18 protein-coding genes are annotated in these 20440 nt (G+C 70.0%); 6 read left to right on the top strand and 12 right to left on the bottom strand.

Annotated elements, in window-relative coordinates; all coding sequences use genetic code 11:
• Window positions 1-112: 112 nt before the first annotated feature.
• Both D451_RS0103635 and wecB read right to left on the bottom strand, forming a co-directional pair.
• On the bottom strand, window positions 113-1864 hold the full coding sequence (locus D451_RS0103635; RefSeq protein ID WP_017533457.1) for a hypothetical protein: 1752 nt from the start codon (window positions 1862-1864) through the stop codon (window positions 113-115).
• Window positions 1865-2041: 177 nt separating this feature from the next.
• Entirely contained in the window at window positions 2042-3151 is a 1110-nt protein-coding gene (gene wecB, locus D451_RS0103630; RefSeq protein ID WP_014912035.1) for a non-hydrolyzing UDP-N-acetylglucosamine 2-epimerase, read from the bottom strand.
• A gap of 284 nt (window positions 3152-3435) precedes the next feature.
• Between wecB and D451_RS0103625 the strand changes: the two genes are divergently transcribed.
• From D451_RS0103625 to D451_RS0103610, 4 genes are all read left to right on the top strand, one after another.
• A complete protein-coding gene (locus D451_RS0103625; protein WP_193789590.1) occupies window positions 3436-5109 on the top strand; it encodes a glycosyltransferase family 4 protein in 1674 nt (557 codons plus the stop codon).
• Window positions 5110-5210: 101 nt separating this feature from the next.
• Window positions 5211-6584, top strand: a complete 1374-nt coding sequence (locus tag D451_RS0103620) for a nucleotide sugar dehydrogenase (protein ID WP_017533455.1) — start codon at window positions 5211-5213, stop codon at window positions 6582-6584.
• Window positions 6585-6818: 234 nt separating this feature from the next.
• Window positions 6819-8018, top strand: a complete 1200-nt coding sequence (locus tag D451_RS0103615) for a glycosyltransferase (RefSeq protein WP_026124797.1) — start codon at window positions 6819-6821, stop codon at window positions 8016-8018.
• Window positions 8019-8127: 109 nt separating this feature from the next.
• The gene (locus D451_RS0103610) at window positions 8128-8733 is read left to right on the top strand and encodes a malonic semialdehyde reductase (protein WP_017533453.1); all 606 of its coding nucleotides are present in this window, start codon (window positions 8128-8130) and stop codon (window positions 8731-8733) included.
• Window positions 8734-9058: 325 nt separating this feature from the next.
• Here D451_RS0103610 and D451_RS0103600 read toward each other — a convergent pair whose 3' ends face one another.
• The 8 genes from D451_RS0103600 to D451_RS0103565 form a co-directional block, all read right to left on the bottom strand.
• Window positions 9059-9889 carry a glycosyltransferase family 2 protein gene (locus tag D451_RS0103600; protein WP_193789589.1) on the bottom strand — a complete coding sequence of 277 codons (831 nt, stop codon included), beginning with the start codon at window positions 9887-9889 and terminating at the stop codon, window positions 9059-9061.
• 301 nt (window positions 9890-10190) lie between these two features.
• Window positions 10191-10961, bottom strand: coding sequence for a CDP-alcohol phosphatidyltransferase family protein (locus tag D451_RS0103595; protein WP_014912685.1), 771 nt, complete (start codon window positions 10959-10961; stop codon window positions 10191-10193).
• Window positions 10939-11988 carry an iron-containing alcohol dehydrogenase family protein gene (locus D451_RS0103590; RefSeq protein WP_014909142.1) on the bottom strand — a complete coding sequence of 350 codons (1050 nt, stop codon included), beginning with the start codon at window positions 11986-11988 and terminating at the stop codon, window positions 10939-10941. The genes D451_RS0103595 and D451_RS0103590 overlap by 23 nt, the downstream gene beginning before the upstream one ends.
• Before the next feature lie 5 nt (window positions 11989-11993).
• Window positions 11994-12725 (bottom strand): phosphocholine cytidylyltransferase family protein, encoded by a 732-nt coding sequence (locus D451_RS0103585; protein WP_014908159.1) that lies wholly within the window; start codon window positions 12723-12725, stop codon window positions 11994-11996.
• Between the two features lie 33 nt (window positions 12726-12758).
• On the bottom strand, window positions 12759-13517 hold the full coding sequence (locus tag D451_RS0103580; RefSeq protein WP_017533450.1) for a DUF5941 domain-containing protein: 759 nt from the start codon (window positions 13515-13517) through the stop codon (window positions 12759-12761).
• Entirely contained in the window at window positions 13514-14200 is a 687-nt protein-coding gene (locus D451_RS0103575; protein WP_014913134.1) for a hypothetical protein, read from the bottom strand. The genes D451_RS0103580 and D451_RS0103575 overlap by 4 nt, the downstream gene beginning before the upstream one ends.
• A gap of 198 nt (window positions 14201-14398) precedes the next feature.
• Window positions 14399-15337, bottom strand: coding sequence for an ABC transporter ATP-binding protein (locus tag D451_RS0103570; RefSeq protein ID WP_014909394.1), 939 nt, complete (start codon window positions 15335-15337; stop codon window positions 14399-14401).
• Window positions 15337-16185, bottom strand: coding sequence for an ABC transporter permease (locus D451_RS0103565; RefSeq protein ID WP_017533449.1), 849 nt, complete (start codon window positions 16183-16185; stop codon window positions 15337-15339). The genes D451_RS0103570 and D451_RS0103565 overlap by 1 nt, the downstream gene beginning before the upstream one ends.
• Window positions 16186-16604: 419 nt before the next feature.
• On the opposite strand from D451_RS0103565, the gene D451_RS0103560 reads away from it, so the two are divergent.
• A complete protein-coding gene (locus D451_RS0103560) occupies window positions 16605-17372 on the top strand; it encodes an IspD/TarI family cytidylyltransferase (protein WP_017533448.1) in 768 nt (255 codons plus the stop codon).
• A complete protein-coding gene (locus tag D451_RS0103555; RefSeq protein WP_014909055.1) occupies window positions 17369-18121 on the top strand; it encodes a glycerophosphodiester phosphodiesterase in 753 nt (250 codons plus the stop codon). The genes D451_RS0103560 and D451_RS0103555 overlap by 4 nt, the downstream gene beginning before the upstream one ends.
• On the opposite strand, the gene D451_RS0103550 is transcribed toward D451_RS0103555, so the two are convergent.
• Both D451_RS0103550 and D451_RS0103545 read right to left on the bottom strand, forming a co-directional pair.
• Window positions 18118-19188, bottom strand: a complete 1071-nt coding sequence (locus D451_RS0103550) for a DUF4429 domain-containing protein (protein WP_017533447.1) — start codon at window positions 19186-19188, stop codon at window positions 18118-18120. The genes D451_RS0103555 and D451_RS0103550 overlap by 4 nt on opposite strands.
• Window positions 19189-19288: 100 nt before the next feature.
• The gene (locus D451_RS0103545) at window positions 19289-20284 is read right to left on the bottom strand and encodes a glycosyltransferase family 2 protein (protein WP_014910779.1); all 996 of its coding nucleotides are present in this window, start codon (window positions 20282-20284) and stop codon (window positions 19289-19291) included.
• Window positions 20285-20440: the final 156 nt, after the last annotated feature.

The raw sequence follows: 20440 nt of genomic DNA, 5'->3' as shown, positions 1-20440 counted from the left end.
GCCCATGCGGGAGAGTTCGCCGCGCCGGAGCCGTCGCCGCCGGGCGACGGACGGGAGTCACCGCGCCGCGGGCGTCCGTCGAGGGTGGCGGCGGGTGACGAACGGACGGGGGTCAACCCACGGCCCCCGTGGAGGCGTCGACGTGGGTGGAACCCTCGTCGTCGCCGTCGGGCCCCGTCCCGTGGTCCGGTCCCAGGGCCAGGAGTCGGGTGCCGCGCCGGTTCCATTCTCGTGGGTGCCAGGACTTCCGGAGCAGGTCGGTGCGGGCCAGCTCGGGCTCGATCCCGGTGACGAACACGTACTGTCGGACCCCGGTGTTCCGGTCGAAGAAGCCGCGTTCCCCGCCCCCGTCCGGTTCGGTTCCGTGTTCGGCGGTGTCGGGGATCCCGACGGCGTCGGCGCCGGAGCACTCGGCCGCGCAGACGAGGTCGACCAGACGGTGTCCGCCGATCGTTCCGGTCCACAGGTAGGCCCAAGGTCTGGTGGCGCGTTCGGCCAGGGCGGCCCACTGCCCGGGGGCCAGGCCGCCCGGTCCGGTGGTGCCGGCCTCCCGTTCCAGCTCCTCCGGGGTGTCGGGCGCCGAGAGGTGGACCGTGAGGACGGTGACGCCCTCCGCCCGCAGCCGTTGAAGGCCGGGTAGCCGGCCCGCGGTGTCGGGGACGACGACCTCGGCCGGTCGCAGGCGCGAGGAGAGCAGGTCCTCGGCGAGTCGATCGGCCTCCTCCGCGGAGCCCGGGTCGGCCAGGACCGCGACGCCACGCCCGCTGAGCGGGAGTTCGGTGCCGGGGGTCCCCTCGGAGAAGTCGAGGCCCTCCAGGAGCGTGGCCAGGCGGACCGGGGTGGCCTCCTCCAGGAAGACCTGGCGGAGCATGGTCCGTACCTCGCGCGGCGTGGGGCCGAGCGAACGCAGTCGGGGAACGCTGACGGTCAGGTCCTCGCTCTCGGGGGCGGGGACGGCCGGGTGGGAGACCACCCGGGTGCCGCAGGCCCAGGCCCGGCGCCGCAGGGCGGCCTCGCCGGGGGTGGATTCGGGGATCACCGCGACGTTCGCGGCGCGCAGGGCGTCGGCCAGTCCGGGCGAGTCCACGTCGATCACGCCCACGCCGAGTTCGAGGAGCACGTCGGGGACGACGGTGTCCGGGCCGGTGCGGACGTAGACCGCCTCGGGGCCGAGGGCGAGCTCGGCCGCGACCGGGTTGAACAGGTGCAGGGGCACCCCGGCGTCGCCCTTGTACACGCGGTCGAAGCCGAGCCTGCGCAGTGCGGGCGGGGCGGTCCCGTCGTCGAGGAGGACGGTGGGGATGCCTCGGGAGCCGGCGGACTCCAGGACCCAGTGCAGGGCCCGGGTGCGGTCGACGGCGGCCGGGTCGCCCACGTGCGCCCACGAGGAACCGGGGGCGGCGGCCGAGGACGAGACCAGGAGAAGGTCGACGTCGACGGCGTCCATGACGATCTGCGCGTCGTGCGGGCGCAGCACCACCGAGCTCAGATAGGGGTCGATGGCCTTCTGGACCTCGGGTCCCACGACGGTAGCGGCGACCAGACGGTCGGTGCCTCCTCCTCCGAGGCCGGTGAGGAGGCGGGCCTCCTGGCGTTCGGCGTCGAAGGAGCGGACCGGTTCGACCCGGCGGCGTTCGGCGTGGTTGGTGGTACCGCTGCGGCGCCACAGACGGTAGAGGTCGCGCGGCAGGCGGACCAGGGAGCGGCCCGGTCGTTTGGCCGCCGCGGTGAGAGCCCGCCCCACTTGGAGGGAGGTGGACCCTTCCAGCGCCGCCAGGCGGGCCTGGGCCTCCTGAAGCTGGGCCTCGCGTTCGGCCAGGGCTTGCCGAAGCTGTTCGGTCTGGCTCTGTTCACGCCGTTTCACGGTCTGCCACCTTGTGCTCGGGTCGGACGGCCCTGTCGCCCCTCGGGTGCGCGGCACCCTGGTTCGGCGGGAACGCCGTCCGACGTGTGCCGGGACGGGTGCGAAGGCCCGGGGTCGACCGGACGGCGGACCGTTCGGGACCCCCGGGGTGCGCGTGGGAGGGCTGCATGGCTTCTCTCACCTGGACCACTGTGTGAGGACCGAGGCGATGCGCTCACCGGACCGTCCGTCCCACAGCGGCGGGGTGTCTCCGAGGCGTTCGCCGACGTGGCCGTCGAGGACCTTGTCGAGCGTGGCGAGCAGGTCGGCCTCGGTGACGAGCCGGTTGGTGCCATGGGTGATGGTGATCGGTCGTTCGGTGTTGGGGCGCAGGGTCAGGCAGGGGACGCCGAGGATCGTGGTCTCCTCCTGGACGCCGCCGGAGTCGGTGACCACGGCCTCGGCGCCCCGGGTGAGGGCGACGAAGTCGAGGTAGCCGAGCGGTTCGAGGAGGCGTACGCGCGGGTGGTCGCCGAGACCGGCCCGGTCGAAGGAGGCCTTGCCGCGCGGGTGCACGGGCATGACGACGTCGACGATGTCGGCGATCTCGTGCAGGCGTCCGGTCAGGCGGGCGACGCTGTCGGGGTCGTCGACGTTGGCCGGCCGGTGCAGGGTGGCCGCCACGTAGCGTTCGGGCAGATCGAGTCGTGCGCGCAGCGCGTCGGCGTCGAAGCGGTCGAGGTTGCCCAGAAGGGTGTCGATCATCGGGTTGCCGACGAGGTGCACGCGGCTCGGGTCGATGCCCTCGCCGGCGAGGTGGCCGACGGCCTCCGGGCTGGTCGCGAAGCACAGGTCGCTGAGCCGGTCGGTGACCTTGCGGTTGATCTCCTCCGGCATGGTGTCGTCGAAGGAGCGCAGCCCCGCCTCGACGTGCGCGACCGGGATGCCGAGCTTGGCGGCGACCAGGGCCGCGGCTACGGTCGAGTTGACGTCGCCGTAGACCACCACGGCTCCGGGCGGGTTCTCGACGAACTCGCGTTCCAGACCGACCATGAGCGCGGCGGTCTGGGAGGCGTGCGAGCCCGATCCGACGCCGAGATCGACGTCGGGGGTGGGCAGGCCCAGGTCCCGGAAGAAGACGGCGGACATGCGGTCGTCGTAGTGCTGTCCGGTGTGCACGACCCGCTGGTGCGCGCCTCGACCGCGCAGGGCGGAGACGACCGGGGCGGCCTTGACGAAGTTGGGACGGGCGCCGACCACGTGCGCGATCGCGGTGTCCTCACTGCCTGGGGGGGCACTCGTTGCCACGGTTGTTTCCTTCTGCTGGTGTTCACGTTGGCTGTGGTGTCGGTGACTCGGAGGGGGCGACTCCGAGGTGGACATCGGGAACATACGGGACGATCCGTTCGAGTGGCGGGCTTCTTTGCCCCATCTGTCCCGCCCATGTCGCCGTGGTGTCACCACCTGGTCACGTCCACGTGGTTGTGTGACTGACCGTGCAAGACACCCAGACTCCCGAACCCCGACCGTCTCGTCCGCGCACCCTGTGGCCCCGGGCGGTGACCTTCACCGCGTCGCTGGCCTGGAACCACATGCGGTCCGACCCCGCCCGGCTGCCGCTGTTGGCCGCCCGGTTGATGCCGGGTCCGCTGCGTGGTCCGGTGCGCGCCGTGGCCGCCCGCTCGGGTGCCCTGCCACGCGCCTACTCCCTGTGGGACCAGGGTCGACGCGAGGAGGCCCGCGAGGCGCTGCTGGCCGCGGCGTCCCGCCGTTCTCCCCGAGGACTGGGGCGCCTGGTCACCGCGGCCTTGGCCGCCGGCGATTCCGAGACCGCCCGTGAACTCGTGGAACGCATCCCACCGGGTCCGCATCGGAGTACGGCCGAGCATCGGACGGCCCTGGCCACGGGACGTGCCGTCCCCGCGTCCATGTCCGTTTCGCCTGACCGTCACGGGATCACGTTAACCCGCGATGCGCCAACGCGGCCTGACGACACGGTGAACGCTCGGCGACCGGCCCTCGCGGAGGACGCCCCCCGGGTCCTGCACCTGGTCACCAACGCCCTGCCGCACACCAACGCCGGGTACACCCAGCGCACGCACAAGATCGCGGTGGCCCAGCGTGAGGCGGGCATGGACGTGCACGTGGTCACCCGTGTCGGCTACCCGCTCACCAAGGGCGTTCCGGATCCGCGGACCCGGGTGGAGATCGACGGTGTGACCTACCACCGTCTGCTGTCCTGGACCGCTCCGGCCGATCCCGCCGAGGAGCTGCGGGTCGGGCTGCGGTTGGCCTCACGGCTGGTGGAGGAGGTGCGCCCGGACGTCCTGCACGCGGCGAGCAACCACCACAACGCGCGCCTGGCCCTGGAGCTGGGACGCCGGTACGACCTGCCCGTGGTCTACGAGGTGCGGGGCTTCCTGGAGGAGTCGTGGCTGTCCAGGGATCCCTCCCGGAGCGTGGACGACGCCTTCTACAAGGCCGAACGCGCCAGTGAGACCGAGTGCATGCTCGCCGCCGATCTGGTGGTCACCCTGGGCGAGGCCATGCGCGCCGACATCGAGGACCGCGGGGTCCCCTCGGAGCGACTGCTGGTCGTGCCCAACGCCGTCGACGCCTCCTTCCTGGACCCGTTGCCCTCGGGTTCCGAGGTCCGCGAGGGCCTGGGCATCGGGGCCGAGGAGTTCGTGGTGGGGACCACCACGAGCTGCTTCGGGTACGAGGGGCTGGACGTGCTCTTGGAGGCGGTGGCGCTCCTGCGCGAACAGGGCGGGTCGGCGCACGCCCTGATCGTCGGCGACGGGCCCGAACTGCCGGCCCTGCGCTCCCTGGCCGACCGGCTCGGCCTGGAGGGCGCCGCGCACTTCACCGGGCGGGTCCCGGCCGATCGGGTCCGTCACCATCACGCGGCGCTCGACGTGTTCGTCGTCCCTCGCCGAGATGAACGGGTCTGCCGTCTGGTGACGCCTTTGAAACCCGTGGAGGCCATGGCGGGAGGACTTCCCGTTGTTGCCAGTGATCTTCCTGCTCTTAGAGAGATCGTGGAACCAGGGGTGACAGGAGAGTTAATTCCGGCGGGCGAATCGGCACGTCTAGCTGATGTCATCACAAAACTCGCCTACAGTCGGCAAAAGCGGACGTCCTATGGACGAGCAGGTCAGGACCGTGTAGGCGCGAAGCGCACATGGACTGAAGCCGCATACCGCTACAACCAGGCGTATCGGGTTCTCATTCGAAAAATGTCCGGACCAGGCCAGATCCCGTAACCGTGGACAACAGCTGCCTACACTCGGACGTCCATCACTCCGAATGGCAGTCCTCGAATATGTGCGCCCGTTCACGAAATGAATGCGAGTGTGACCACGAAGTGGATGCCGCAGCCAACAACCCAGCCACTGTCCCCGAGCAGAACAACGGCTCGGCGACCGATCTCGTCGTCCTCGGGCTCGGTTACGTCGGTCTACCCTTGGCCGCCGAGGCCGTGTCCTCGGGGCTGAGAGTGACCGGCTTCGACGTCAGCGACCGTGTGGTCGACGGGCTCAACCAGGCGATCTCGCACGTCGACGACCTGTCCTCGGACGACGTGGCCATGATGCTGGACCAGGGGTTCAGCGCGACCACGGATCCGGCGTGCCTGGCCACGGCGCGCACCATCGTCATCTGTGTGCCCACCCCGCTGTCGGCGGAGGGCGGCCCGGACCTGGGCGCGGTCACCTCGGCCGCCAAGGCCATCGCCGCCCACCTGACCCCGGGCACCCTGGTGATCCTGGAGTCCACCACCTACCCGGGCACCACCGACGAGGTCGTCCGCCCGCTGCTGGAGGAATCGGGCCTGGTCGCCGGGTCCGACTTCCACCTGGCCTTCTCGCCCGAGCGCATCGACCCGGGCAACCCGACCTTCGGCGTCGCCAACACGCCCAAGGTCGTCGGGGGCCTCACCGAGGCGTGCGGAGAGGCCGCGGCCTCCTTCTACGGGCGGTTCGTGGAGACGGTCGTCCGCGCGCGGGGCACCCGCGAGGCCGAGATGGCCAAGCTCCTGGAGAACACCTACCGGCACGTCAACATCGCCCTGGTCAACGAGATGGCCATCTTCTGCCAGGAGCTGGGCGTGGACCTGTGGGACTCCATCGCCGCGGCGGCCACCAAGCCGTTCGGCTTCCAGGCCTTCTACCCGGGTCCGGGCGTGGGCGGTCACTGCATCCCGATCGACCCGAACTACCTCTCCTACAAGGTCAAGACCCTCGGCTACCCGTTCCGGTTCGTCGAGCTGGCCCAGGAGATCAACGGGCGGATGCCGTCCTACGTCATGCAGCGGGCCCAGGAACTGCTCAACGAGTCCGGGCTCGCCCTGTCGCGCTCCAAGGTCCTGCTGCTGGGCGTGACCTACAAGGCCGACATCGCCGACCAGCGTGAGTCGCCCGCGCGTCCGGTCGCCCGCAAGCTGGCCGCCAAGGGCGCCACGCTCACCTACCACGACCCGCACGTGGAGTCCTGGCAGGTGGACGGCGTCGACGTGCCCCGCTCCACCGACCTGGAGCAGGCCCTGGCCGAGGCCGACCTGACCATCCTGCTCACGGACCACAGCGACTACCGGCCCAAGCTGCTGAGCGAGTACGCGCGACTGCTCCTGGACACCCGGGGCGTCCTGCGCCGCTCCGAGCCGGAGGAGACCGCGATCGCCGCCGGGGTGCCGACACAGGAGCGCCGGCGAATCCAGCGCGAAGGTCTTCAGGTGTTGTAGAACAGAGCCGTTCACCAGGGCACGCCGCTCTGAACGCCCATGGCGTTCGACGGCGTGCCTTCGTGTGTTCACCACCCGCCGACCGAAGGTTCACCGGAACCACCCCCGGAGTCCATCCGGGTGTCCTCCGTGCGTTTCCCCAGGTGAATACCGTGTCGTACAGCGAATATCGCCGCTAAACGGCAGATCATCGCTGTAGTCGGTACAAATCGGTGACACACGTAGGTGATCTTCATGCACGCGCTTGTGGCCACGATCGTGCACCACCCGGAGGACGCCAGGATCCTGCACCGCCAGATCCGTGCCCTGGTGGACGCAGGACACACCGTCACCTACGTCGCCCCGTTCCGGGAGTGCGGGGTGACCCCCTGGGACCGGGTCCGCTCCGTCGACGTACCGCGCGCCCAGGGCCGCGACCGACTCTCCTCATTGCGCGCCGCCAGGTCCGCCCTCGCGGCGCTGGCGCCCCAGGCCGACCTGCTGCTCTTCCACGACCCCGAGCTCCTGCTCGCGCTCCCCTCCAAGCGACCCGTGACCGTCTGGGACGTGCACGAGGACACCCCGGCCGCCCTGCTCACCAAGCCCTGGATCCCCGAACCGCTGCGTCGCCCGCTCGGTCGGGTCGTCCGGGGCTTCGAGCGCAGGGCCGAGCGTCGGATGCGTCTGCTCCTGGCCGAGGAGGGCTACCGTCCCCGTTTCCGCGGGAACCACCCGGTGGTCCCCAACACCACCGAGGTCCCCGACGTCCCGTTGCGCCCTCCCGGCGACGAGCGCGTCGTCTACCTGGGCCATGTGTCCAAGGCCCGCGGCGCCCTCGAAATGGTGGAGATGGGGCGTCGGCTGCGCGAGCACGGCGTGCGCCTGGAGATCATCGGCAACGCCGACGGGTCGATCCGACCGCTTCTGCGCGAGGCCCACCAGGAGAACGCCCTGCACTGGTACGGGTTCGTGCCCAACGACCACGCGCTGCGGATGACGGCGGGCGCCCTGGCCGGGATCAGCCTGCTCCACGACACCGACAACTACCGGCACTCCCTGCCGACCAAGGTCGTGGAGTACATGGCGCACGGGCTTCCGGTGGTGACCACGCCGAACCCGATGGCCGAGGCCCTGGTGACCCGTCGTCCCGAGGGTCGTTCCGGAATCGTGGTGCCCTTCGGCGACCCGGAGGCCGCGGCGGAGGCGGTGCTGGAGCTACGGCGGGACGAACAGGTCCGCCGCGAGTACGCGCGCACCGGCCACCGGATCGCGCAGAGGTCCTTCCACTGGCCGGTCCAGGCCCGACTGTTCGTGAAGCAGTTGGAGGAGTGGGTGGCCGAGGCCGGGGGGCCCAAGGTCTCCGATGAGCGCCCCGAGCCCACCACTCCGACCATCGTGCCGGGGCGCGTACCCCGTCAGCGCCGGCGGCATCCGCGCACCGCCCTTAGTGAATGACGTCACATATGGTCGGTTATAGAAATATCTTCCTAGCAAACTAGGTTGTGCTGCTCGTCGCCCTCGGGCGAGACTTCCCACGTTCAAGAGCACAACGAGGTTTTCGATCATGACCGACACCCTGGCCCTCGACAAGAACGCCCAGGACCTTCTGTTCCGCAGCGCCCGCACCGCCAACTCCTTCACGGACGAGCCGGTGACCGACGAGCAGCTCCGCGCGATCTACGACCTCGTCAAGTTCGGCCCCACGGCCATGAACAACCAGCCGCTGCGCGTCACCGTCGTGCGTTCCCCCGAGGCCCGTGAGCGTCTGGTCCGCCACATGCAGGGCAACAACGCCCCCAAGACCTCCACCGCTCCCCTGGCCCTGGTCCTGTCCGCCGACAGCGACTTCCACGAGCACTTCCCCAAGACCTTCCCGGTCGCCCCGGACGCCCGCGACAACTTCGCCGGCATGCCGGTCGAGGCCCGCGAGTCCATGGCCCTCCAGAACGCCCTCCTCCAGGTCGCCTACCTGATCGTGGGCGTGCGCGCCGCCGGTCTGGCCGCCGGCCCGATGACCGGCTTCGACGCCGAGGGCCTGCGCAAGGAGCTCTTCGGCGAGGACTCCAAGCAGCGTCCGCTCGTCGTCATGAACATCGGCAAGCCCGGCCCCGACGCCTGGTTCGACCGTCTCCCCCGCCTCGACTACGACGAGGTCGTCACCGAGATCTGATCCCCTCGGGAGAGCACACGAAGGGGGCGGGCGCCGTACGGCGCCCGCCCCCTTCGTCACGCGTGGGATGAACGGTCAGGGCCCGAGGGGACCCCGCTGCCCCGGGTGGTGGCCGCCGGCTCCCGGCCCCGGAGGGTACGGCGGAGCGTACCCCGGTGGTGGTCCGTATCCGGCCGGATGGTGTCGCGCCCGCGTACGACGTCGGTTCGAGGTCACGGCGATGACCACGACCCCCACGACGACGGCGACGAACAGCAGCGCCCCGAACAGCAGGACGAGGGTGATGGCGCCCAGAACGACCTCCTCGGAGAAGACGGTGCGATGCTCAGATGATCGGCGGCCGGCCGGCCCGGGTCATCCGCCAGGCGGTACGCCAGCCGATCGGCGTGCGACGGCCGGCGTCCTCGCGCCAGCCCTCGCGGAAGCCGCCGAACCAGGCCTTCAACGACTCCTTGTCGCGTTCGCGCAGGACCGTGAGCCCCACCCAGGTGCCCAGGTAGGCGAAGGCCAGCGGCCAGGGCAGGTTACGGCGGGCCAGCCACACCCGGTTGCGGGCGTTGAGCCGGTAGAAGTTCTCGTGTCGGGTCGGCGCCACCGCGGGGTGGTACATCACGGCGTCGGCGTCGTACTCGATGGTGTAGCCGGCGTCCATGATCCGCCAGGCCAGGTCGGTCTCCTCGTGGGCGTAGAAGAACTCGCCAGGGAGGCCGCCGCCCTCCTCGAAGGCGGTGCGACGGATGGCGCACGCCCCGCCCAGGAACGTGGTGACCACGCTCGACCTGCGGGAGTCGCCCACGCGCAGGCGGGGGACGTGTCGACGCTGGTCGGGGCCGCCGTCGGGGTCGGCGATCCGGAACGAGAGGGCGCCCAGCCTCGGCTCCTCGGCGAAACGGTCGCGCACGTGCCGGGCCAGGTCCATGGAGCGGTACCAGCCGTCGTCGTCCAGGAACAGGATCACGTCGCCGTGGGCCGCCCGCACCCCGTGGTTGCGTCCCTCCGGGATGCCGAGGTTCTCCGGCAGCCGCACCGTCACGACGTTCTCCGGCAGCTCCGGAAGGTCGGCGCCGTTACCGACGACGATGACCTCGACGTCGGCGCCCTCCTGCTCGAACACGCTCGTGATCGCCCTGCGCAGCTCGGCGGGGCGGGTGCCCATGGTCAGCAGGACACAGGACAGAGTGGGTTTACCGGGCACCTGAGGACCGCTCCGTTCCTGCGCTCGGGGGTCCCGCGCCCTGGACGTACCGGAGTCGGTGGACGAGACGGAGCCCTGCGAGGGCGGAATCACTGGTGTGGCCATGATCGCGAACCGTTCAATGGACGACGTGCGGCTGACAGGTGGACACATGTCAACGTTCGCAGAAACAGACTAACGAAAGGATAAAAGTGGAGTGTACGGAGCCGTGGACCGGGTACCGTCCACGGCCCCGTAACGTCACCGGAGCGTCATCGACGCGTTATTCGAGGCGTCGGGAGGCGAGCACGCTCACGAAGTGGGCGAAGCTCATCAGGACGGCCACCGCCGCGCAGGCCACCACCAGGATCCGGGTGGCGAGCAGATCCCCGAGGAAGAGGTCGGCCACGGCCGCCACCACCACGATCAGGGACAGCTCGACCGCCTGGATGAGGCGGTGCACCTTGAGCGCCGAGGCCAGACGACGGGCCAGACTCAACCCCGAGGACTTGGGCCGCATGGCCTCCTCGGTGATCTTCTCGGGCAGCCCGGCCTTGGCACGGGCCACGACCACGTTGTCGGTCTCGGCCTTGATCAGCACGACGCCGAGCGCGGCCGCCATACCGAGGACGACCCAGCCGCCCGCCTCGAACTCTCCCTGGGCGCGGATGCCCAGACCGACGAGGAGGGCGACCTCGGACACGTAGTGACCGATCCGGTCGAGGTAGATCCCGGCCACGCTGGTGCGCCCCGTGTAACGGGCCACCTCGCCGTCGGAGCAGTCCAACAGCAGGTAGATCTGCACCATCACCGCGGCCAGGATCGCCGACCACAGTCCACCGAAGGCGACGACGACGCCGGCGAGCACCCCGAACACCATCATCAGGTAGGTGATGGGGTTCGGGGGGACCCGCAGCCGCACGAAGAGCGTGGACAGGTACGGGGAGATGTCCCTCATGTAGAGACGACCCGCCCAGTGCTCCTCGTTGACGCGCTCCTTGATCCCCGCGGGCTGACCTCCCGCGCGGACCTCAGCGACCGACGGCTTCGACATAGTCCGCGACACTCCGCCCGATCTCGGCCTCGGAGAGGTTCAGGTGTTCAAGGATGGTGAACCGTCCCGGACGGGTGTCCGGGGCGTGCGCCACCGCCTTCGCGAACGAGGCCTCGTCGAGACCGACGTCGGAGGGGACGATGGGCAGTTCGTGGCGGAGCAGGCAGGAACGGATCTCGTCCAGCCGGGCCTGAGGCCAGTCCAGGTGCCGTACGCGCAGGAACGACGCGTACAGGGAGCCCAGACCCGCGAGCTCGCCGTGGTTGGCCGCCCCCGGGTACAGCTGGGTCACCGCGTGCAGGACCTCGTGGCAGGCGCCACTGGCGGGCCGGCTGGAACCGGCGACCGACATGGCCATCCCGGACAGCACCAGCCCTTCGGCCAGCACCTTGAGGAAACCGTCGGACTCGATGGAGTCGGGGCGGTGCAGGACCGCCTCGGCCGCCACGCGCGCGAAGGTGACCGCCATGCCGTCGACCGGCTCGTCGTTCACCCTCCCGGCGAGTTCCCAGTCCTCGATCGCCGAGATGTTGCTGACCACGTCGCCGATCCCGGAACGGACCAGACGCGAGGGGGCCGCCTGGACGTAGTCGACGTCGATGACCACCGCGATGGGCATGGTCACGCCGATCGACGGCTTGCCGCCCTCGTGCTCCAGGGAGCTGACGGGAGAGGCGATGCCGTCGTGGGCCAGGTTCGTGGCCACCGCCACCATGGGGATGCCCGCCATCGTCGCGGCGAACTTGGTGACGTCGATGGTCTTGCCGCCGCCGATGCCGGCCACGGCCTCGTAGGCGCCCGAGCGCAGCTTCTTGCCGAGCTCGGTCGCCGCGTCGACGGTGCCCTCCTCGACCTGGAAGACCTCGCACTGGGGCAGGTCCAGGTCGGCGGCGATCTGCGCCCCCTGACCCGGGCCCACGGCCACGGCGATACGTCCCTCGGTGGCGATGCGGCGGTCGGCCAGCACCGTTCCCAGCGAGGAGATGGCGCCGCGGCGCACGTCGATCGCCAGGGGCGAGGGGAGCATTCGGGCTAGTAGCGGCACGCGATCTCCCTCGCCTTGGCCAGGTCGTCGTGGTCGTCGACCTCGACCCAGTCCACCTTGCCGATGGGGGCGACGGCGATCTTCTCGCCGCGGCGGACCAGCTCCTGGTAGCCGTCCTCGTAGTAGAGCTGCGGGTCGCGCTCCCAGGTGGCCTTCAGGGCGTCGGCCAGACGGGAGTCGAGCGAGCTCTCGATGAGGGTGGCGCCGATGTACTCGCCGGCGGCGGTGGCCGGGTCCATCAGCTTGGTGATGTTCTGGAGGTGACCGTCCTCGTCGAGGGTCACCTTCATCTCCTCGTCGGCGAGGTTTTTCACGTTGTCCACCGCGAGGAGGAGTTCCGGTCCCCTGGCGGCGAGTAGCGTTTCCTCGACACTCACGGGGTGAACGGTGTCGCCGTTGACCAGGAGGACGCCCTCGGAGAAGAACTCACGCGCGGTCCACAGGGAGTAGGCGTTGTTCCACTCCTCGGCCTTGTCGTTGTAGCTGAGGGTGATCTTGACGCCGTGGCGCTCCTCCAGGGCCTCCTTGCGCTCCTCGACCGCCTGGGCGCAGTAGCCGACCACGACGACGACGTCGGTGAGCCCGGCCGCCGCCAGGTTGCGCAGCGAGATGTCCATGATGGTCGTCTCGCCGTCGACGGGCACCAGGGCCTTGGGGAGGCTGTCGGTGTAGGGACGCAGACGGCGCCCCGCGCCTGCGGCGAGAACCATTCCGAGCATGAGGGCGAGTTCCTCCTTAGGTCGAGGAGGCGCTCACGCCTCCCCGTTCGTTCCGGAGACCGATTGGCCCCCGTCTCCGTCGTGGGGGATCGACCGATCCCCCGGGTCCGCCCCGCCGGGGGTGGCGGGTCGGGTCCGCACGTCGGACACCGGTGTCGCGCTCCAGGTGCGCACGCACTCGCGCACCATCAGGACCACCAGGTATCCGGCGAGTATGCCGTAGGCGGCGGTGAGAGCGGAAAACGCGCCCCCGACCGCGATGACGAGCATCCGGCCGTCCCACCCGAGCGCCGCGTGGCGTACCCCGAGGGGTCGATCCACACCGACCGCGGGCCGCGCGACGTCGTCGCGATGGTGACAGACGATCGTCACCAAGAGTACGAACACCATAGGACCGGGTACGCCGGACGCCGAACCCAGCACCGCCAGGTAGCCGTATTCGGTGACACGCAGGACGGGCGGCACGAACAGGTCGAACCGTCCGTCGTGGGGATGGCCCGAGGCCGCACCGGACAGTAGCAGGGCAGCGACCGGTGCGAACAGGGTAATGCCTGTGAGCTGTCCGCGGTCCGCCGCCAACAGGACGGCGACGACGAGGGCTCCGGCCACCGCCGTGAGCAGCGGCGGAGCGATCCCCGGGGCGACCCTCCCCCACAGCCGGGCGATATGACCGTCATCACGCAGGTGACGCAGATCCGGTACGGCGGGCACGAGCCTCTCCCGCGTCCGGGGCACGTCATGGCCGTTCACGCCTTCTTCGGCCCCGAAGCCGTTCACCGGTCTTCCGTTCATCGGCCCTCCCCGCGCGAGGAGGGATCGACGAGTTCTCCGGTGATCGCCACGGCACAGCCCACGATGAGGCTGACGAAGGCGATCCTGGCGTCCCACAGCGTGGTGGCCACCGCGATGACGAGGAAGCGGGTCGGCTGCCCGAAGGCCATGACCCGACGGACCAGGAGCGGCAGCGGCAGCGAGGGCTCGGGGACCCCGGCGGGGCGGGGCCTGGGCACCCCGGGTGGCCGAACGGCCTCAGAACGTCGCTGGGCGGGCACGAAGAGGGCGGGCGACGCCGAACTCGCGGGCGGGGCCGCGAAGGCCACCAGGAGCGCGTTGCGCAGAGCCAGGGCGATCAGGGCGCCGGCCGCCCATCCCCAGGCGCTGGCGTGGCCGGCCGCGGCGGCTCCGAAGGCCAGTCCGACGTAGACCACGTACTCCCGGAGTTGGGAGGCCATGGACACGGTCCACAGCGTGAGGGCGTCCCGGCGGTCGGAGCGCATCCGGGAGCGGACCGCGTCACAGGCGAGGATCAGCGCGAGGAACAGGGATCCGAGGACGGCCCCGGTGGGGTCGGCCCGGCTGAACCAGACCGCGGCGGCGACCGAGGCGACGAGGCTGACACGGGTCACCCCCGACCGGGTGACGTGCCTTCGCTCGATGATCCTCGCGGTCGCCCGCGCCACGGTTCCCTCGGCCATGTCCGTGCCCTCCCGATGTCAACTGAGAGTCACCGTCACCCACCGTCTGTACACAATCCATCACCGACACGCTCAAGGCCGCCGTTACGCCCTTTTCGCACGTGGAAAGCGGTTTCAGACAGGTCCGAACAGCGAAGAACGCACCTCCGGAACATGCCGTGGTGCGCTCTCGCCGCAGGTCGTGAAGGGTGGATCCGGTCAGGCCGCCCGGCCCCCGTCCTTGCCCTCGCCCTTCTCGTCCTTCTTCTCGGCCTTGTCCTCGGCGTCGGCCTCGACGGCCTTCTGCTCGGACTCGACCTTCTTCGCCTTCTCCTCGGCGCGCTTCTTCTTCGCCTCGTCCTTCTTCTTGCGCTCCTCGATCTCCACCTTGGTGTCCGCGTTGTAGGCGGCCAGGGCCGAGTCGATGTCGGTGTCCAGGGCGAGCTCGCCGCCCTTGATGTACAGACCCCGGTTGCAGAAGCGCTTCAGGTCCCGCTCGTTGTGCGAGACCAGCACCATGGTGCGCTCGTTGGCGAGCATCCGGTCGATGGCCTCGTAGCACTTGCGCTTGAAGGCCTTGTCGCCCACCGCGAGCACCTCGTCGACCAGCATGATCGGGTGCTCCAGCTGCGAGATGAGGGCGAAGCCCAGGCGTACCTTCATCCCGCTGGAGTAGTGCCGGACCGGGGTGTCGATGAACTTCGGCTTGACCTCGGCGAAGTCGACGATCTCGTCGAAGCGCTCGTCGATCTGCTTCTCGCTCATGCCGTGCAGGGAACCGACCAGGTACACGTTCTCGCGTCCGGTCAGATTGTCGTTGAACCCGGCGCGCAGCTCCAGCAGAGGCGCCACCTTGCCCCGGACCTCGACCGTGCCCTCGTCGGGGATGAGCACCCCGGCGATCATCTTGAGCAGGGTGGACTTGCCCGTGCCGTTCTTGCCGACGATGCCGACGCAGTCGCCCTTGGCGATCTCGAAGGACACGTCGCGCAGCGGCCAGAACTCGTTGCCCTCGGCGTTGGGGTCGCGCTTGTTGCCGTGGATGAACATCTCACGCAGGCTGCGCTTGCGGCGACGGTTCACGGCGAACTTCACGCCGAGCCCCTTGGCCTCGATGACCGGACCGCCGGTGACCGCGGCCTCGTAGGTGGACGCCATCACAACTCCTTCAGTACGGACATCTCCAGACGACGGAACGTCCAGTATCCGATGGCGAGCATCAGGATGGAACCGACCACCGCGGAGGTCACGGCGAGCGGGCTCGGGGTCAACTCCTCGAACCCGGCGAACCATACGGTGCGGTGCATCTGGAAGATACCCATAAGCGGGTTGAGCTCATAGATCGTCTTCGCCCACCCGGGCACTCCGTCGCTGTGGAGCACCATCGAGGCCGGGAAGAGGATCGCCGAGCCGTAGAACAGGATTCGGGTCAGGATACGTGTCAGTCGTTCCACATCGCGAAGCAACACGTTGACCGAGGCCAGGAACAGGGTGACGCCCAACCCGAAGGCGAAGGTCAGCACGATCGCCAGGGGCAGCCAGACGAGCATGCCCTCCCAGGTGAAACGGCCGCCCAGGGCGAACACGAAGATGAGCAGGACCGGCCAGGTCAGCAGGTACTCGACGAACTTGGTGCCCACGGTGGCCATCGGGAAGATCTCCCGGGGCACCTTCATCGTGGTGATCAACTTCGAATGCGTGATCATGGCCTTCGGCGCTTCGGAGAGGATCGCTCCGAAGGTCGTCCAGGGCAGAATGCCGGCGACGAGGAAGAGGATGTAGCCGCCGTAGGGCTTGGCCTCCTCGGGTATGCCGCGGTCGGCCTGGAGTACGAGACCGAAGACGAAGAAGTACACCAACGTCAGGGCGAGGGGTTCCAACATCGTCCAGGCGTACCCCAGCACGGACTGCTGGTACTTGACCTTCAGGTCGCGCCGGACCAGGAGGCCGACGACCTTCCGGTGCTCCCAGACGGCCAGCGTCCTTGACGCCACCGCCACCTCCAAGGTTTGAGATCGTCCGGTTCACGATGTGCCGGACAGTCGCGTCTACGAACTCACCTGTGCGCACCGGCCGTCGACGCGGTCCTACCCTCACCGGGACCGGAACGGGGGGGATCCGGCGGAGTCCGGGGGGCGGTCATGAACCACGCCCGGCTCCAACGTCCGAATCGAAAGGAGGTGGGGACCGGGCACGCCCAACAGGCGTCCATAGGTTACCGCCGCATCGGACAGACCGTGTCAACCACATACCGTCCTCCCCCGATCCGACGCCTCTCCTCCTCCCTCCGTTCGGTTAGGGTCGGCCTTCGCACGCCCGTGTTCCCGGAGAGTCGTCCCCTCCCCCCTCCCGTCATCTCCGGCCCACGAGAGGCGTGTCCCCGTTCGGTCGCCGCCGGCGACCGACGATCGATACGGAGGCGACGATGTCCACAGGTCCGCGGGTGATCGCGGCGGTTCTGGCCGGAGGGGTCGGTTCCCGGATGGGGGCGCCCAGGCCCAAACAGCTGCTCTCGCTGGAGGGCCGCACCATCATCGAGCGTTCGATCGCGGCCTTCGAGTCCGCGCCCGAGGTGGACGAGATCGTGGTGTTGATGGTGGACGAGTACGTGGGGGAGGTCGAGGAGATCGTCGCGCGCGCCGGGTTCGCCAAGGTGAGCCGGGTCCTCCCGGGCGGCGCGACGCGGACGGACACCTCCTACGCGGCCCTGACCGCGGTCGCCTCGGCGACCGACGACGATCTGGTGCTGCTGCACGACGCCGCCCGCCCCCTGGTGCTCCCCCGGACCATCGCCGCCTGCGTGTCCGCGTTGGGCGAGGCCGGGGCCGTGGGCGTGGCGGTGCCCAGCGCCGACACCGTGGTGAGGGTGACCGAAGGACGCTCCGGCGGCGAGGTCATCGCCCAGACCCCGGACCGTTCGTCCCTGCGTCGGATGCAGACTCCCCAGGGGTTCCGGCTCGGGGTGGCCCGGCGCGCCTACGAGGCGGCCATGGCCGACCCCGATCTGGTGGCCACCGACGACTGCGGGGTGGTGTTGCGCTACCTCCCCGAGGAGGAGGTGCGGATCGTTCCGGGTGAGGAGGACAACATCAAGGTCACCAACCCCGGGGACGTGGAGATCGCCGAGACCCTGCTGCGTCGTCGACGTGCCCACGACGCGTCCGGGAACGCGATCGCGGAGGGGGTCTCGTGAGCGGGGTGTTCGAGGCGACCGAGGTGATCGGCCATCGGGGCGCCGGCCGGGGCGTAGTGGACGGCGCGGTGGAGAACACCGCGGCCTCCTTCGAGGCGGCCGTGCGCTCCGGAGCGGACTGGGTCGAGATCGACGTACGGCGGACCGCCGACGACGCGCTCGTGCTCCATCACAACGCCGCTCTGGACGACGGACGCGCGATCGTGGACCTGGATCTCGCGGAGTGCCGACGGGCCGGACTGATCGGGCTGGAGGAGGGTCTTGAGGTCGTTCCCGACCACATCGGCCTGGACGTGGACGTCAAGACGGTGATGGAGGACGCCGTCGACGCTCCGGCGCGACGGACCGCCGCGCTGCTGATGCCCTTCCTGCGCCGGGAGGCCGACCGCCGGCGCACGTTCGTCTGCTCTTTCGACCCCGGGCTGCTGGTCGCCGTCCATGAGGGCGCCCCCGGGGTCCCGACCGCCTGGATGCCCTTCGTGCGCAACCCGGCGGACTCGGCGATCCCCGGCGCCGTGGGACTGGGCTGCCCGGTGGTCGCGGTGGACTCCCGTGCGCTGGACACCGGCGTGGAGGGCCCCGTACCCGGGCGCCGCCCGCTGGAGTACACCGTGGAGATCGCGCACCGGGCCGGGCTGGAGATCATCTCCTGGTGCCCGGACCCGGAGGTCTCGGCGCGGTTCGCGGAGGCCGGGATGGACGCGGTCGTGGTGGACGACGTCCCCGGAACGGTGGCCGCCCTCCGCTAGATCCGGTCGAGGAGTTCGGCCTTCTTGGTTCCGAACTCCTCGTCGGTGAGCAGCCCCTTGGCGTGCAGGTCGCCGAGGCGTTCGATCTGCTCGAAGATCCACGCGGTGTCGGCCCCGGTCCCCCGTTCCGGGGCCGGGTCCGTACCCTCTCCCGCCGTGATGGCGGCCTCGTCCCCGTCCTCCTCCACGGTGGCGCCCCGGCCTCCGGAACCGGGGAGATGGAAGGAGATCCGAGGACCGCGCAGGACGTCGACCGCGTTGCGGGCGGTCTCCTTCCACCATTCGGGGTCGTCGAAGCCGGGCTTCGTCTCCTCCTCGACCTCCGTCCCACCGGAGCCCAGGGCCGGGCGGGGCCGCACGTCGCGGGCCCACTGGTGCGCGGTGACGGTGGCGGCCAGCAGGAAGGCCTGCTGGATCTCGTTGCCCTCCTCGCCCGCGCGCAGCACGTTGAGGTCGTTCTTGGGCTTGGCGTCGGCGACGCGGCCGCGGGTCACCACCCGGACGAAGCCCCAACCCCACTCGTCGACCGGGGCCCACTCCATGTGGGCGATCTCCGAGAGCTCGAACTCACGACGCTGTTTCTTCTTCTTGTAGCCGCTCGCGTAGGTACCGGACCACACCAGGGACAGCCGATCGGCCTCGAAGCGGGCGGTGCCCTCCGAGGTGAGGACGTGCAGAGGCGTCGACGGCACCAGGGAGAGCACGGTGGCCGGGTCGGGAGGGCCGGCCTGCTCGGCGGCGAATCGGAGCTGGTCGACCAGGTACTCGGCCACCAGCTCGGTCTTGGCGGGGCCGGTCAACCGGAAGGGCTGGTACTTCTCGTCGAGCATGGCGCCGACGGCGGCGTAGGGGTCCATGCGGTCGTGCAGCCGCAGCTGGAGGACCCACCCCTTCTTACGACCCGCGCCCGGCCGGAAGTCGATCTCCCGGATCGCCCCGACCGGAAGGTCGAGGGTCCCCAGGAGTTTGAACAGGGGGCTCTTGAACCAGCCCTTCGTCTCGAAGCGCACACGAACGATCTCACTGTCGAACGCCCATGACGCCTGGTCCCCGCGCAACTCGTCCATATCGTCCTCTCCGGTCGTCTCCGCTCTCTTGACTAGCAGAAGCGGAGAATCCACGGGAGGGTGAGAACCCTTACGGGTAGGGCCTCGCCGCCCGGTCTCGTCAGGAACCGGCGGCCTGCGCGGTCCGCGAATCGGCGCCCAGGCCGGGCGGGCTGGTGATGAAACCGACGCCCCACGACATGTGCATGGTCGCCAGCGCGGCCGGGACGAGCGGCCAGGACGAGACCGGCAGCCCCCGGATCAGCGGAACCGAGGCCACGGTGATCAAGGCCAGGTAGGCCGCCGGCACCAGCCACAGCGGCCAGAACAGGAACCCGCCGAGGAGACCGGCGACGATCCCGGCCACGGCCACCGGTGGTGCCAGGTAGCGCAGGTTGATGGTGCCCTTGTGCTGGCGGGCGACCACACGCCGCCAGCGGCCGTAGTGGAAGTACTGCTTCCCGAGCAGCCGCATGTTGCGTCGGGGACGGTAGGAGACGCGCATCCTCGGCTGGAACCAGACCGTGCCGCCGGTGGTGCGGATGCGGTGGTTCATCTCCCAGTCCTGCGCCCGCAGGAAGGCCTCGTCGTAGCCGCCCACGCGCTCCAGGGCCGAACGCCGGAAGACGCCGAGGTAGACGGTGTCGGCCGGGCCGCCCTCACCACCGGTGTGGAAACGGGCGTTGCCCACGCCCACCTTGGAGGTCATGGCGGCCGCGACGGCCTTCTCCCACGGGGTGGTGCCCTCGGCTGCCATGATGCCGCCGACGTTGTCCGCGCCCGTCTCCTCCAGGGTCTCCACCGCCACCTTGAGGTAGTCGGAGGGCATCATCGCGTGACCGTCGATACGGGCGACGATGTCGTGCGAGGAGGCGCCGATGGCGGCGTTCAGGCCCGCCGGGGTCTTCCCCGTGGGGTTGTCCACCACCTTGACCCGGGGATCGGCCGCGGCCAGACCGTCGGCGACCTCCCTGGTGCGGTCCTCGGAGGGACCGACGCCCAGCACGACCTCCAGCTCGCCCGGGTACTCCTGGGCGAGGACGTGCTCCACCGCCGAGGCGAGGTGGCGCTCTTCGTTCAGTACGGGCATGACGACGGAGACAGGCGGCCAGGACACGGGCACTTCCCAGGGTCAGAACATGGCGGGACGGCGTACGGGGGGATCTACGCGCCGTCAACCGTACTGCACACCGCGCCGCCGCTCATCCGTCCGGCGGGGTGTGGAGCCCTACCCCTCGGGGCAGATGTTCCGAGACGTGCGACCCCCTGGAGA

Origin of the sequence: Nocardiopsis alba DSM 43377, from assembly GCF_000341225.1 — a bacterium.
GTDB classification, from domain to species: domain Bacteria; phylum Actinomycetota; class Actinomycetes; order Streptosporangiales; family Streptosporangiaceae; genus Nocardiopsis; species Nocardiopsis alba.
This window is presented reverse-complemented; position numbering and strand designations above follow the sequence as displayed.